The sequence below is a fragment of the Micromonospora sp. 4G55 genome (assembly GCF_016803375.1).
This window is the reverse complement of the sequence record NZ_JAEVHN010000113.1, coordinates 1-13,251: the sequence shown is the minus strand read 5'-3', so window position 1 is coordinate 13,251 and position 13,251 is coordinate 1. Positions and strand designations below refer to the sequence as shown.

At 74.6% G+C, this 13,251-nt stretch carries 9 protein-coding genes and 3 pseudogenes; 10 read left to right on the top strand and 2 right to left on the bottom strand.

All coding sequences use genetic code 11. The features are described 5' to 3' along the window. Both JNW89_RS38725 and JNW89_RS12505 read right to left on the bottom strand, forming a co-directional pair. Nucleotides 1-535, bottom strand: a pseudogene (locus JNW89_RS38725) (DEAD/DEAH box helicase); the annotation flags it as partial. 698 nt (nt 536-1,233) lie between these two features. Further along, nucleotides 1,234-3,780 (bottom strand): annotated as a pseudogene (locus JNW89_RS12505) (DEAD/DEAH box helicase); the annotation flags it as partial. A 219-nt stretch (nt 3,781-3,999) separates the two neighbouring features. Here JNW89_RS12505 and JNW89_RS12500 point away from each other — a divergent pair. From JNW89_RS12500 to JNW89_RS12455, 10 genes and pseudogenes are all read left to right on the top strand, one after another. After that, nucleotides 4,000-4,357: pseudogene (locus tag JNW89_RS12500) on the top strand (hypothetical protein); the annotation flags it as partial. 235 nt (nt 4,358-4,592) lie between these two features. After that, nucleotides 4,593-7,430, top strand: coding sequence for a Na+/H+ antiporter subunit A (locus tag JNW89_RS12495; protein WP_238449054.1), 2,838 nt, complete (start codon nt 4,593-4,595; stop codon nt 7,428-7,430). Further along, on the top strand, nt 7,427-7,909 hold the full coding sequence (locus JNW89_RS12490) for a Na(+)/H(+) antiporter subunit C (RefSeq protein ID WP_238449053.1): 483 nt from the start codon (nt 7,427-7,429) through the stop codon (nt 7,907-7,909). The genes JNW89_RS12495 and JNW89_RS12490 overlap by 4 nt, the downstream gene beginning before the upstream one ends. Continuing rightward, entirely contained in the window at nt 7,906-9,261 is a 1,356-nt protein-coding gene (locus JNW89_RS12485) for a Na+/H+ antiporter subunit D (RefSeq protein ID WP_238449052.1), read from the top strand. The genes JNW89_RS12490 and JNW89_RS12485 overlap by 4 nt, the downstream gene beginning before the upstream one ends. Further along, a complete protein-coding gene (locus JNW89_RS12480) occupies nt 9,261-9,410 on the top strand; it encodes a hypothetical protein (RefSeq protein ID WP_238449051.1) in 150 nt (49 codons plus the stop codon). Before JNW89_RS12485 ends, JNW89_RS12480 begins: the two co-directional genes overlap by 1 nt. Then, a complete protein-coding gene (locus JNW89_RS12475) occupies nt 9,407-9,997 on the top strand; it encodes a Na+/H+ antiporter subunit E (RefSeq protein ID WP_238449050.1) in 591 nt (196 codons plus the stop codon). Before JNW89_RS12480 ends, JNW89_RS12475 begins: the two co-directional genes overlap by 4 nt. After that, a complete protein-coding gene (locus JNW89_RS12470; RefSeq protein WP_238449049.1) occupies nt 9,994-10,257 on the top strand; it encodes a monovalent cation/H+ antiporter complex subunit F in 264 nt (87 codons plus the stop codon). The genes JNW89_RS12475 and JNW89_RS12470 overlap by 4 nt, the downstream gene beginning before the upstream one ends. 144 nt (nt 10,258-10,401) lie before the next feature. Beyond that, entirely contained in the window at nt 10,402-10,737 is a 336-nt protein-coding gene (gene mnhG / locus JNW89_RS12465) for a monovalent cation/H(+) antiporter subunit G (RefSeq protein ID WP_238449056.1), read from the top strand. A 160-nt stretch (nt 10,738-10,897) separates the two neighbouring features. Further along, on the top strand, nt 10,898-12,250 hold the full coding sequence (locus JNW89_RS12460) for a hemolysin family protein (RefSeq protein ID WP_238449048.1): 1,353 nt from the start codon (nt 10,898-10,900) through the stop codon (nt 12,248-12,250). Next, nucleotides 12,247-13,251 (top strand): hemolysin family protein (locus JNW89_RS12455; RefSeq protein WP_238449047.1); only part of this gene is annotated, 1,005 nt, incomplete at its 3' end. The genes JNW89_RS12460 and JNW89_RS12455, both read left to right, overlap by 4 nt.

Genomic DNA, 13,251 nt, shown 5'->3' with positions numbered 1-13,251 from the left:
GGGGGGCGAGGGTGTCGTTGGTGAGGTGACCGGCCCAGACCAGGTCCCAGATCACCCCGGTCAGCGCCGCGTCGTCGGTGGCGCCGACCCGGTCCGACAGGGAGCGGAAGAAGAGCGCCTGCCCCTCGGCGAGGGCGTCGAGGACCGCCTCGTGCAGCGGGGTGAGGGTCAGCGCCTCGTCCGGCGGTGGCAGCAGCAGCGGCGCGGTGTCCGCGTACGCGAGGGTGACCCAGCCGTCCCCGCCGGAGATCGCTCCGGCGCCGGCCCAGAGCACCTCGCCGCTGGCGCAGAGCTCGTCGAGCTGGGCGGGGGAGTAGTCGGCGACCCGGGCGGGCAGCACCAGCCGTTCCAGCGCGGACGCCGGCACCGCCGCCCCCTGCACCTGTTCGATGGTGGCGGCCAGCGCCTCCACGCCCCGCGCCGACGAACCGACCTGCTGCCAGCGGGGCAGGAACGCCGCGAGGGCCCGGGGCGGCACTGGCTCGATCTCCCGGCGCAGCGCGGCCAGGCTGCGCCGGCGCAGCAGCCGCAGCACCTCGGCGTCGCACCACTGGGTGCCGACGGTGTCCGGGGCGAACTCCCCGGAGACCACCCGCCCGGTGGCGGCGAGCCGACGCAACGCCTGCTCCACCACGAACACCCCGAGCCCGAAGCGGGCGGCGCAGGTCGCCGCCGCGAACGGCCCGTGGGTGCGGGCGTACCGGGCGACCAGGTCGCCGAGCGGGTCGGCCACCGGCGCCAGGTACGCCTCGGCCACCCCGACCGGCAGCGCCACGCCCAGCGCGTCGCGGAGCCGGGCGCGTCCTCGACGACCACCCAGCGTTCCTCGCCGGCGACCCGGACCCGCAGCACCCGGCGGGCGGCCTCCAGCTCGGTCAGCCAGGGCAGCGGCGCGCCCCGCTCGGCCAGCTCCGCCTCGGACAGGTCGCCCACCACCCGGAGCAGCTCGACGACGTCCTCCGCGTCGCGGGGCCGGCGCTGCTCGGTGAGCCAGCGCAACTGCCGTTCGGTCTCGGCGAGCACCGCCGGGTCCAGCAGCTCGCGCAGGTCGACCCGGCCGAGCAGCTCGCCGAGCAGGGCCGAGTCGAGCGCGAGCGCGGCGGCCCGGCGCTCGGCGAGTGGGGCGTCCCCCTCGTAGAGGAAGGCGCCGACGTAGCCGAAGAGCAGTGAGCGGGCGAACGGCGACGGGCGGTCGGTCTCCACCTCGACCAGGCGCACCTTGCGGGCGGTCAGGTCGCGCATCAGCTCCGCCAGGGCCGGCTGGTCGAAGACGTCCTGGAGGCATTCCCGGGCGGCCTCCAGGGTGACCGGGAAGTCGGCGTACTCGCGGGCGACGTCGAGCAGTTGCGCGGCGCGCTGCCGCTGCTGCCAGAGCGGCTGGCGGCGGCGCGGGTCGCGGCGGGGCAGCAGCAGCGACCGGGCGGCGCACTCGCGGAACCGGGACGCGAAGAGCGCGGAGGTGCCGACCGACTCCTCGACCAGCTGGGCGATCTCGTCGGGCTCGAAGACCACCACGTCGGCGCCGGGCGGCTCCTCGGCGGTGTCGGGCAGCCGCACCACGATGCCGTCGTCGGAGGGCATGACCTGGGCGTCCACCCCGTACCGCTCGGCGAGCCGGCGGCCGATGGCCAGCGCCCACGGCCCGTTGACGCGGGCGCCGAGCACGTTGTGCACGGCGAGCCGCCAGTCGCCCAGCTCGTCGCGGAACCGTTCGACCACCACCGTGCGGTCGTCCGGCAGCGAGCGGGTCGCGGCCTTCTGCTCGCGCAGGTACGCCATCAGGTTGCCGGCGGCCCAGTCGTCCAGCCCGCCGGCGCGCAACGCGGCGACCGCGGTCTCGTCGCTCTGCCGCAGCAGGGCCCGCACCCGGGCGCCGATGGCGCGACCCAGCTCCACCGGGCGGCCGAGCTGGTCGCCCTTCCAGAACGGCATCCGGGCGGCCTGACCGGGGGCGGGGGAGACCAGCACCCGGTCGGGGGTGATCTCCTCGATCCGCCAGGAGGAGGAGCCGAGCAGGAAGACGTCGCCGACCCGCGACTCGTAGACCATCTCCTCATCCAGCTCGCCGACCCGGGCGGCGCGTTCCGCGCCGGCCAGGAAGACCCCGAACAGCCCGCGGTCGGGGATGGTGCCGCCGCTGGTGACGGCGAGGCGCTGGGCCCCGGGCCGGCCGGTGAGCACGTCGGCGGCGCGGTCCCAGACCAGCCGGGGGCGCAGCTCGGCGAAGGCGGTGGACGGGTAGCGCCCGGAGAGCATGTCGAGCACGGCGTGCAGCGCGGAGTCGGGCAGCTCGGCGAAGGGGGCGGCCCGGCGGACCAGCACGGCCAGGTCGCCGACCCGCCACGGCTCCAGGGCCACCATCGCGACGACCTGCTGGGCCAGCACGTCGAGCGGGTTGCGCGGGTAGTGCAGCTCCTCGATGGCGCCCTCGGCCATCCGTTCGGCGACCACGGTGCAGGAGAGCAGGTCGCCCCGGTGCTTGGGGAAGACCACGCCCCGGGAGACCGCGCCGACCTGGTGCCCGGCCCGGCCGACCCGTTGCAGGCCGGCCGCGACGCTGGGCGGCGCCTCGATCTGCACCACCAGGTCGACCGCGCCCATGTCGATGCCGAGCTCCAGGCTGGAGGTGGCCACCACGGCGGGGAGCTGACCGGACTTGAGCGCCTCCTCGATGTGCTTGCGCTCCTCGCGCGACACGCTGCCGTGGTGGGCGCGGGCGATCACCGGCGGGGCGCCGACCGCCGCGCCCGACTGGGCCATCACCTCGGCCGGCGGCCGGTTGGCCCGCAGCGGCCCGACCGGCCCGCCCCAGGCCTCGGAGCCCGTCTCCGGCGGGCCGTCCGGGGCGCTCGCGGCGGCCAGCTCGTCGGCGGCGAGCTCGTTGAGGCGGGCGCAGAGCCGTTCGGCGCTGCGCCGGGAGTTGGTGAACACGATGGTCGACCGGTGCGCCCGGATCAGCGAAAAGACCCGTTCCTCGACGGCCGGCCAGATCGACGCCCGGCGCGGCCCCGGGCCGCCCAGGTCGTCCTCCGGCGGCTCCTGCTCGTCGAGGCGGGTCATGTCCTCCACCGGGACCTGGACGCTCACCTCGATGGTCTTGGCGCTGGCCGGCTGCACCACGTCGACCGGGCGGGCGCCGCCGAGGAACCGGGCGCACGCGTCGATCGGCCGGACGGTGGCGGAGAGGCCGATCCGCTGGGCGGGGGTCGCCAACAGCTCGTCGAGGCGTTCCAGGGAGAGCGCCAGGTGCGCGCCGCGCTTGGTGCCGGCGACCGCGTGCACCTCGTCGACGATCACCGTCTCGACGCCGCGCAGCGAATCCCGGGCGGCGGAGGTGAGCAGCAGGAACAGCGACTCCGGCGTGGTGATGAGGATGTCCGGCGGGGTGCGGGCGAAGGCCCGCCGCTCGTCGGCGGGAGTGTCGCCGGTGCGCATCCGACGGTGATCTCCGGGGGTGCGGACGCCGAGGCGGGTGGCCGGCCTGCCCGGATGCCGGCGAGCGGGGCGCGGCAGGTTGCGCTCGACATCGACCGCGAGCGCCTTGAGCGGGCTGACGTAGAGCACCCGGCAGCGCTGCTTCGCCTCGGCGGGCGGCGGCTCCTTGGCCAGCCGGTCCAGCGACCAGAGGAAGGCGGCGAGCGTCTTGCCGGAACCGGTCGGCGCGACCACCAGCGCGTTGCGCCCGGCGGCCACCGACCGCCAGGCGCCGGTCTGCGCCGGGGTGGGCGCGGCGAAGGCGGCCGTGAACCACTCCCGGGTCGCCGCGCCGAAGCCGGCCATCACCCGCGCGCCGTCGGCCCCGCTCACCTGCTCTGTCACGCCTTCCATCCTGCCCGGTCGGTGTGACATCCGGCTGGGCGCCGGACGTGGTCTGTCCGGCTGCGGCTGCATACGGGGTGGATGAGTGCCTTGCGTGTTACGTCTTAACTAACTGCTTGCTTGCGACACGCAACATAAAGTAACTTCACTCGCAACGCAGCGTCGGGTGGAGGGGATCGGATGACCGTCGAGGAGCCCGGCTTCGCGCCCGCCACCGACGTGCTCATCCGGAAGGTCGACAGTCACCTCGCCGCCGTCCGGGGCAGTCTGCGCGGCCCCGAGCTGGAGCTCGCCGAGCGGCTCGCCCGTTCGCTGCGCGAGCTGGTCGCCTCCACCGCCCAGGCCAGCGCCGCCGACCGGGGTCAGGTGCGGGCCGCCGTGCACTACTTCGTCCTGCGCCGGGAGAGCCGGGGCAACCTGCTCTCGGTCCGTTCGCTCGCCGCCGCCCAGCGCGTGGTCAACAAGGTCGTCGTCCAGCTCGGCCGCCCCGACCTGCTGGTGGAGACCCGGCGGGACCGGCCGTCCCGGGAGGCCGCCGTGCCGGCCGGCGACATCGCGCTGCGCTGACCGGCCGGGCGGGTCGGCCGCGCGGCTGAGTCGTTCACGACATCAGCCCGACAGGAGTCCGGGGCAGCTGCCACCCCGCGCCCTGGGGCGCGGTGACGGCGGGCGATTTCCGCAAAACGCCCCGTCGACCGGCGATCTGGCGTCTGATCGGTGCAGACCGGGACATTCCTCCCGGCGCGCGCCGCCAGCTCGACCGGGGAGGACGCGTGCTCGTACTGCTGCTCCTCCACCTGGCAGCGGCCCTCGCCGCGCCGCTGCTGGTCCGGCGCTGGGGTGCGCGCGCCTGCTACCCGCTCGCGCTGGCGCCGGCCGCCGCGTTCGGCTGGGCGCTGACCCGTACGCCGACGGTCCGCGACGGCGGCGTGGTCGTCGAGACGTACCACTGGATCGACCAGCTCGACCTCGACGTGGCGCTGCGGCTCACCACGCTGTCCTGGCTGATGACCCTGCTGGTCGGCGGCGTCGGCGCGCTGGTGCTGGTCTACTGCGGCCGGTACTTCGCCCCCGACTCCGCCGGCCTGGTCCGGTTCGTCGCGGTGCTGGTCGCCTTCGCCGGCGCGATGCTCGGCCTGGTCCTCGCCGACGACCTGCTGCTGCTGTACGTCTTCTGGGAGCTGACCACGGTCTTCTCCTACCTGCTGATCGGCCACAGCACCGAGCGGCGGGCCAGCCGCTGGGCGGCGGCCCAGGCGCTGACCGTCACCACCCTGGGCGGCCTGGCCATGCTGGTCGGCTTCCTGATCCTCGGCGAGCACGCGGGCAGCCACCGCTGGTCGGAGATCGCCGGCGCGCCATTGCCCGGCGGGGCCGCGCTGATCGTCGCGGTACTGCTGATCCTGACCGGCGCGCTCGCCAAGTCGGCGATCGTGCCGTTCAACGCCTGGCTGCCGGTGGCGATGGCCGCACCCACGCCGGTCAGCGCGTACCTGCACGCGGCGGCCATGGTCAAGGCGGGGATCTACCTGATCGGAATGCTCGCCCCGGTGCTGGCCGACGTCGGGCCGTGGCGACCGGTGGTGCTCACCCTCGGCCTGGTCACGATGATCGCCGGCGGCTGGGCGGCGCTGCGGCAGTGCGACCTGAAGCTGCTGCTGGCGTACGGCACGGTCAGCCAGCTCGGACTGCTGGCGGTGGTGCTCGGGGCCGGCAGCCCGGACGCCGCGCTCGCCGGGGTGGTGATGCTGCTGGCGCACGCCCTGTTCAAGGCGGCGCTGTTCCTCGTCGTCGGCATCATCGACCACGAGGTCGGCACCCGTGACCTGCGGGAACTGTCCGGCCTGGGACGACGGGCGCCGGTGCTCGCCGCGGTGGCCGCGCTCGCCGCGGCCTCGATGGCCGGGGTGCCGCCGCTGCTCGGCTTCGTCGGCAAGGAGGCGGTCTTCGCCGCGCTCGCCGAGCGGCCGGTCGTCCTCGCCGGGCTGGTCGTCGGCACCACCCTCACCGTCGCGTACAGCATCCGGCTCCTCTGGGGCGCCTTCGCCACCCGGCCGGACGTCGAGCCGACCGAGCCCGACCCGGTGCCCGTACCGATGCTGCTGCCGCCGGCCCTGCTCGCCGTGGGCGGGCTCGTCGCCGGCCCCGCCGTGGCCGGGCTGGAGGGGCCGCTGCGGCCGTACGCGGAGCTGTTCGGCGCACCGCACGAGCACCTGGCGCTCTGGCACGGCCTGACCCCCGCGCTCGGCCTGTCGGCGGTGGCGCTGGCCGGCGGCTACGTGCTGCACGCCGTGCGCGGGCCGCTCGCGCCCGCGCTGGTCCGGCTGCGCTCGCCGGTCGGCGGCAACCAGGGGTACGAGTGGATCACCCACCGCTTCGACCGGCTCGCCATCGAGGTCACCGGCGCCACCCAGCGCGGTTCCCTGCCGCAGTACCTGGGCGCGATGCTGCTCGCCCTGGTGCTGGTGCCCGGCGCGACGCTGCTGGCCGCCCGCCCCTGGCGCGAGCGGATCGCCCTCTGGGACAGCCCGTCGCAGCTGGTGGTCACCCTCGTCGTCGCGGTCGCGGCGCTGCTGGCGGTGCGCGCCCGGCGGCGGCTGACCGCGATGCTGCTGGTCGGGGTGACCGGCTACGGCACCGCGATGCTCTTCGTGCTCTACGGCGCGCCCGACCTGGCGCTGACCCAGTTCCTGGTGGAGACGGCGACCATCGCCGTCTTCGTGCTGGTGCTGCGCCGGCTGCCGGAACGCTTCTCCGCCCGGCCGCTGCGCCGCAGCCGGTGGGCACGGCGGCTGGTCGGCGTCAGCGTCGGGGTGGTCCTCGCCGGCCTCGCCCTGGCCGCCGCCGGCTCCCGGACCGCCGCGCCGATCTCGCTGGCCTTCCCCGACCTCGCCCTGATCGAGGGGTACGGCCGCAACGTGGTCAACGTGACCCTGGTGGACATCCGGGCCTGGGACACCATGGGTGAGCTCGCGGTGCTGGTGGTGGCCGCCACCGGGGTGGCCAGCCTGATCTTCGAGCGGTCCCGCACCGGCCCTCGACCGCGCCGGGGCGAACCGTCGGGGGCGCCCCGGCGGGACACCGGGCCGGTCTGGCTCAGCGGTGGCCCGACCCTGCACGAGCGGCGCCGCTCGATCGTCTTCGAGGTGGTCACCCGGCTGATCTTCCACACCATGGTGCTCTTCTCGTTCTTCCTGCTCTTCTCCGGCCACAACGCCCCCGGCGGCGGCTTCGCCGGCGGCCTGGTGGCGAGCCTCGCGCTGACCCTGCGCTACCTCGCCGGCGGCCGGTACGAGCTGGCCGAGGGCGCCCCGGTCGGCGCGGGCACCGTGCTCGGCGCCGGGCTGGCGATCTCGGTCGGTGGCGGCGTGGTGGCCCTGCTGACCACCGGCGACGTGCTGGCGAGCACCAAGGTGAACCTGCCGCTGCCCTGGCTGGGCGAGCCGTACCTGGTCACCTCGCTCTTCTTCGACGTCGGCGTCTACCTGGTCGTGGTCGGGCTGGTGCTGGACATCCTGCGCAGCCTCGGCGCCGAGGTGGACCGGCACATCGAGGCGGCCGGCCGGCCCGAGCGGGGGCTCGTCGTCGAGGGGGAGGGGGAGTCGGGGTGAGGCAGGGCGGCGCGGGACCGACGCTGGTGCTGGTGCTCGCCGTGGGCGTGCTCGCGGCCACCGGGGTGACCCTGCTGCTGGAGCGGAGCCTGACCCGGATCCTGCTCGGCGTCATCCTGCTCGGCAACGGGGTGAACCTGCTCATCCTGCTCGGCGGCCGGTCCGGCGCGGCGCCGGTGGTCGGCACCGCCGAGGCGGCGGAGTTCAGCGACCCGCTGGTCCAGGCCATGGTGCTCACCGCCATCGTGATCACCTTCGGGCTGACCGCGTTCCTCGCGGCGGTCGCCTACCGCAGCTGGTATCTCGGCGGCGACGACGAGGTGCAGGACGACCTGGAGGATCGCCAGATCGTGCAGCTCGCCGAGCGCAACGAGGTGCTCGACGCCGACCTCGGCGGGGAGGGGCCGGACGACGACCCGGAGCAGGTGGACCCGGAGCCCGCCCGACGCCGGCTGCGCCGACGGGGTGGGCGGCAGTGAACCGGCTCGTGCCGCTGCCGGTGGTGGTGCCGCTGCTCGGCGCCGCGTTGACCCTGATCCTGGCCAACCTGCCCCGGTTGCAGCGCACGGTCAGCGTGGTCGCGCTCACCGGCAACCTGGTCGTCGCGGTGGCGCTGCTGGTGCAGGCGTACCGGCACGGGCCGGTGGTGACGCAGGTGGGCGGGTGGCGGGCGCCGGTGGGGATCGTGCTGGTCGCCGACCAGTTGGCCGCGCTGATGCTGGTGGTCTCCTCGGCGGTCACCCTCTGCGTGCTGATCTACTCCATCGGCCAGGGCCGCAGCGAGACCAGCGAATCCGCGCCGGTGAGCATCTACCACCCGACCTACCTGGTGCTGACCGCCGGCATCACCAACGCCTTCCTCGCCGGGGACCTGTTCAACCTCTTCGTCGGCTTCGAGATGCTGCTGGCCGCCAGCTTCGTGCTGATCACGCTGGGCGGCACCGAGGTCCGGATCCGCACCGGCTCGACGTACGTCGTGGTCGGCATCCTCTCCTCGATGATCTTCCTGGTCGCGGTCGGCCTGGTGTACGCCGCCACCGGCACCCTCAACCTGGCCCAGCTCGCCACCCGGCTCGACGCGCTGCCGGACGGCGTACGGCTGGGGTTGCAGCTGATGCTGCTGCTCGCCTTCGGCATCAAGGCGGCGGTCTTCCCGGTCTCCGCCTGGCTGCCGGACAGCTACCCGACCGCGCCGGCCCCGGTGACCGCGGTCTTCGCCGGCCTGCTCACCAAGGTCGGCGTCTACGCGATCATCCGGACCGAGACGCTGCTCTTCCCCGGTGGGCAGGTCTCCGGCCTGCTCATGGTGGTGGCCGGGCTGACCATGGTGGTCGGCGTGCTCGGCGCGGTGGCGCAGTCGGACATGAAGCGGCTCTTCTCGTTCACGCTGGTCAGCCACATCGGCTACATGATCTACGGGGTGGCGCTGAGCACCGCCGCCGCGCTCTCCGGCGCGATCTTCTACGTGGTGCACCACATCACCATCCAGACCACGCTCTTCCTCGTCGCCGGGCTGGTCGAGGAGCGTGCCGGCAGCACCGACCTGCGCCGGCTCGGCGGCCTGGCCCGGATCGCGCCGCTGCTGGCGGTGCTCTTCTTCGTCCCGGCGATGAACCTCGCCGGCATCCCGCCCTTCTCCGGCTTCCTCGGCAAGGTCGGCCTGCTCCAGGCCGGCGTGGCGGTCGGCGGGCCGCTGCCCTGGGTGCTGGTCGCCGCCGGCACGGCGACCAGCCTGCTTACCCTCTACGCCGCCTCGCGGGTGTGGAACATCGCGTTCTGGCGGGCGCCCCGGCTGGCCACCGACGAACCGGTGTCCGGCTGCCGCAGCTGATGGTGGGCGCCACCGCCGCCCTGGTGGTGCTGGGCCTGACGTTCACGCTCGCCGCCGGTCCGCTGTTCCGGGTCACCGCCGACGCCGCGGCCGACCTGCGGCTGCGCACCCCGTACGTGCGGGCCGTGCTGCCCGGCGGTACCCCGTGACCGCCCCGGACGCCGCCGGACCACCGCCCGCGAGGCGCTCCGGCCACCGCCGCCGCGACCAGGCGATCGCCCTGGGCTGGCTGATCGCGGTCTGGAACCTGCTCTGGGGCGACATCTCCTGGGGCAACCTGCTCGGCGGGGCGCTGGTCGGTGTCGCGGTGCTGCTGTTCTTCCCGCTGCCGTCGGTCTCCTTCGGCGGCCGGCTGCGGCCCCGGGCGCTGCTGGTGCTGCTGGCGACGTTCGTCGTGGAGCTGGTCGACGCCAGCGTGCACGTCGCCGCGATCGCCGTCCGCCCCGGCTACCGACCGCGCGGGGCGATCATCGGAGTACGCCTGCGGGTGGGCACCGACCTCAACCTGGCGCTCACCGCCGAGCTGCTCTCGCTGGTCCCCGGCACCCTGATCCTCGAGATCGACCGGGACTCGGGCGTCCTCTACGTGCACGTCCTGGACGTCCGGCGTCCGGAGGACCTGTCCGACAGTCGGGACCGGGTCCTCGCCGTCGAGGCACGCGTCGTCCGGGCGATCGGCTCCGACGCCGAGGTGCGTCTGCTCGCCACCGATCCCGTCGACCGGAGGTCCCCATGACCGTCGTCCTCACCGTCGTCCTGACCGTGCTGCTCTCGGTCACCGCGCTGCTGGCGCTGGCCCGGGTCTACCGGGGCCCGTCGCTGCTGGACCGGGTGATCGCCGCCGACCTGCTGCTCTCCGTCATGCTCGGTGCGGTCGGGGCGGAGGCCGCGGTCAACCGACACGCCACCACACTGCCGGTGCTGGTGGTGCTGTCGCTGCTCGGGTTCGTCGGCTCGGTGGCCCTGGTCCGCTTCGCCGTCCGGGAGGAGGCGTGACGCGCCGCGCCCCGGCCCGGCTGCCCGCCGTCCCGGCCCGGCCGGCGCGCCGCGGCGTCGCGAACGAAGAGGTGGCCCGGTGAGCGCGAGGAGTGCAGCGCAGCGGAGCCCCGCAGTCGCGAATGAGGACGTGGCCCGGTGAGCGTGGGTACGGTCGCCGACTGGCTGGGAGCGGTCGTCCTGGTGGCGGGGGCGCTGCTCAGCCTCGCCGCCGGGATCGGGGTGCTGCGCTTCCCGGACGTGCTGGACCGGATGCACGCCGCCACCAAGCCGCAGGTGCTCGGGGCGTTGCTCCTGCTGCTCGGGCTGGCGCTGCGGCTGCGCAGCCCCGCCGACCTCGGCATGATCGCGCTGGTCGCCGTCTTCCAACTGGCCACCGCGCCGGTGGCCGCGCAGATGATCGGCCGGGCCGCGTACCGGTCGGGGCGGGTGGACCGGACCCTGCTGGACCGGGACGAACTCGCCGAGCACCGGAAATAGGGGATGAGCGGCGGCTTTGTCCCCACCTTCAGCGGGCTTTCAGCGACCGCCGATAGAATTGCCGCATGATCGACTCCTCTGCCCAGGAGGGCAGCAGTAGCCTGCCGGGTCGTGCCCGGCATCCCATCACCCCGACGTCCCCGGGAGCCCTGAGCGACCCGTGTTGATCGTCGTCGGTCTCGTACTCATCATCGTTCTCACCGCCGCCACCGGCTACTTCGTGGCCCAGGAGTTCGGCTACGTCGCCGTGGACCGCGGCCGGCTCAAGCAACAGGCCGAGGAGGGCGACCAGGCGGCCGCCCGGGCCCTGGAGGTCACCGGCCGGCTCTCGTTCATGCTCTCCGGCGCCCAGCTCGGCATCACCGTGACCGCCCTGCTGGTCGGTTATGTCGCCGAGCCGTACCTGGGCGCCGGGCTGGCCGAACTGCTCGGCGGCGCCGGTGTCTCCACCGCGGTCAGCCTCCCGTTGTCGGTGACGCTGGCCCTGCTCATCGCCACCGTGGTGCAGATGGTCCTCGGTGAACTCGCCCCGAAGAACCTGGCCATCGCCCGCGCCGAGCCGCTGGCCCGGGCGCTGAGTCGCTCCACCCTGATGTACCTGAGGGTCGCCGGCCCGCTGATCACGCTCTTCGACCGGGCGGCGGTGCGGCTGCTGCGCCGGGTCGGCATCGAGCCGATCGAGGAACTGCCCAGCGGCGCCACCCCGGAGGACCTGGAACAGATCATCGCCGAGTCCCGGGAGGAGGGGCACCTCGACGCCGAGATGTCCGACCTGCTCGATCGGGGCCTCGACTTCCGGGAGCTGACCGCCGGGGAGGCCATGGTGCCCCGGGTCGACGTGCACACCGTACGGGCGCACGAGCCGGTCAGCCGGGTGGTCGAGCTGCTCGACACCGGCCACTCCCGCTTCCCGGTGCGCGGCGCCGAGGGCGTGGACGACCTGGTCGGCGTGGTCGGCATCGCCGACGTGCTCGGCGTACCCCCGACGCGGCGCGCCACCACCCCGGTCAGCGCGGTGGCCGTACCCCCGTTGCTGGTGCCCGAGACGCTGCCGCTGCCGACGGTGCTGGACCGGCTGCGGTCCGGGCACCGGCAGCTGGCCTGCGTGGTCGACGAGTACGGCGGCTTCGCCGGCGTGATCACGCTGGAGGACATCGCCGAGGAGCTGGTCGGTCCGATCCGCGACGAGGACGACCCGCCGGAGCGCGCCCCCGCCCGGCAGGCGGACGGCTCCTGGGTGGTGCCGGCCCGCTGGCGGATCGACGAGGTCGCCGACAGCACCGGCATCGCGCTGCCCGAGGCCCCCGAGTACGACACCCTCTCCGGGCTGGTCATGCGCGAGCTGGGCCGGGTGCCCGAGGTCGGTGACCGGCTGGAGATCAGCCTGGCCGCCGACGGCGAGGAGCCGCGCGAGCGCGCCCTGGTCGAGGTGCTCGTGGTGGACCGGCACGTGGCCGACTCGGTGCGGCTGCGGATGGCCGGCGAGGCGCCCGGCGGGGAGGTGGCGGCATGAGCCCCGGCGTCGCACTGCTGGTCTCGGCGCTGCTGCTGGTGCTCAACGGCTTCTTCGTGGCCGCCGAGTTCGCCCTGTTGGCGAGCAAGCGCTACCGCTTGGAACAGGCCGCCGCCGGTGGCGGTCGAGCGGCCCGGGCGGCCCTGGACGGCGTCCGCGAGCTGTCGCTGATGCTGGCCGGCGCGCAGCTCGGCATCACGCTGTGCACCCTGGGACTCGGCGCGCTCGCCGAGCCGGCGATCGAACACCTGCTCAGCCCGCTGCTGCACACGGTGGGGCTGCCCGACGCGGCCAGCCACGCGGTCGCGCTGGTCTTCGCGCTGGCGCTGGTGACCTTCCTGCACCTGGTCGTCGGGGAGATGGCCCCGAAGTCGTGGGCGATCACCGACGCCGAGCGGTCGGCGCTGTTGCTGGCGTTGCCGTTCCGGGCCTTCGCCCGGGTGGCCCGGCCGGTCCTGTCGGCGCTCAACGCGCTGGCCAACGTGATACTGCGGCTGGTCGGGGTGCAGCAGCAGGACCAGCTCGCCCAGGTGCACGGCCCGGACGAGCTGCGCATCCTGCTGGAGCAGTCCCGCGAGCACGGGCTGCTCGGCGCCGAGCAGCACCACCTGCTGACCAGCATGTTGGAGTTGCAGGGGACCACCGTCCGGGACGTGATGGAGCCCTTCGACGAGATCGTCACGGTCCGCCGCGACGACACCGCGGACCGGATCGAGCAGGTCAGCCGGGACAGCGGCCGGTCCCGGCTCGCCGTCCTGGACCCGGGTGGCGAGGTCTGCGGCCTGGTCCACGTGCGGGAGGCGGTGCGGGCGGTCACCACCGGCCGGCCGGCGACGGCGGGCGAGCTGATGACCCGGGCGTTCACCCTGCCGGCGGCCTCCTCGGTCACCGAGGCGGTGGCCGCGGGAGGCGGTGCGGGCGGTCACCACCGGCCGGCCGGCGACGGCGGGCGAGCTGATGACCCGGGCGTTCACCCTGCCGGCGGCCTCCTCGGTCACCGA

What these genes read in the sequence shown, in the direction of transcription:
- JNW89_RS12480 (WP_238449051.1), top strand. Translation starts at nt 9,261, where the DNA reads ATGGTGGGCGCCACCGCCGCCCTGGTGGTGCTGGGCCTGACGTTCACG.
- JNW89_RS12470 (WP_238449049.1), top strand. Translation starts at nt 9,994, where the DNA reads ATGACCGTCGTCCTCACCGTCGTCCTGACCGTGCTGCTCTCGGTCACC.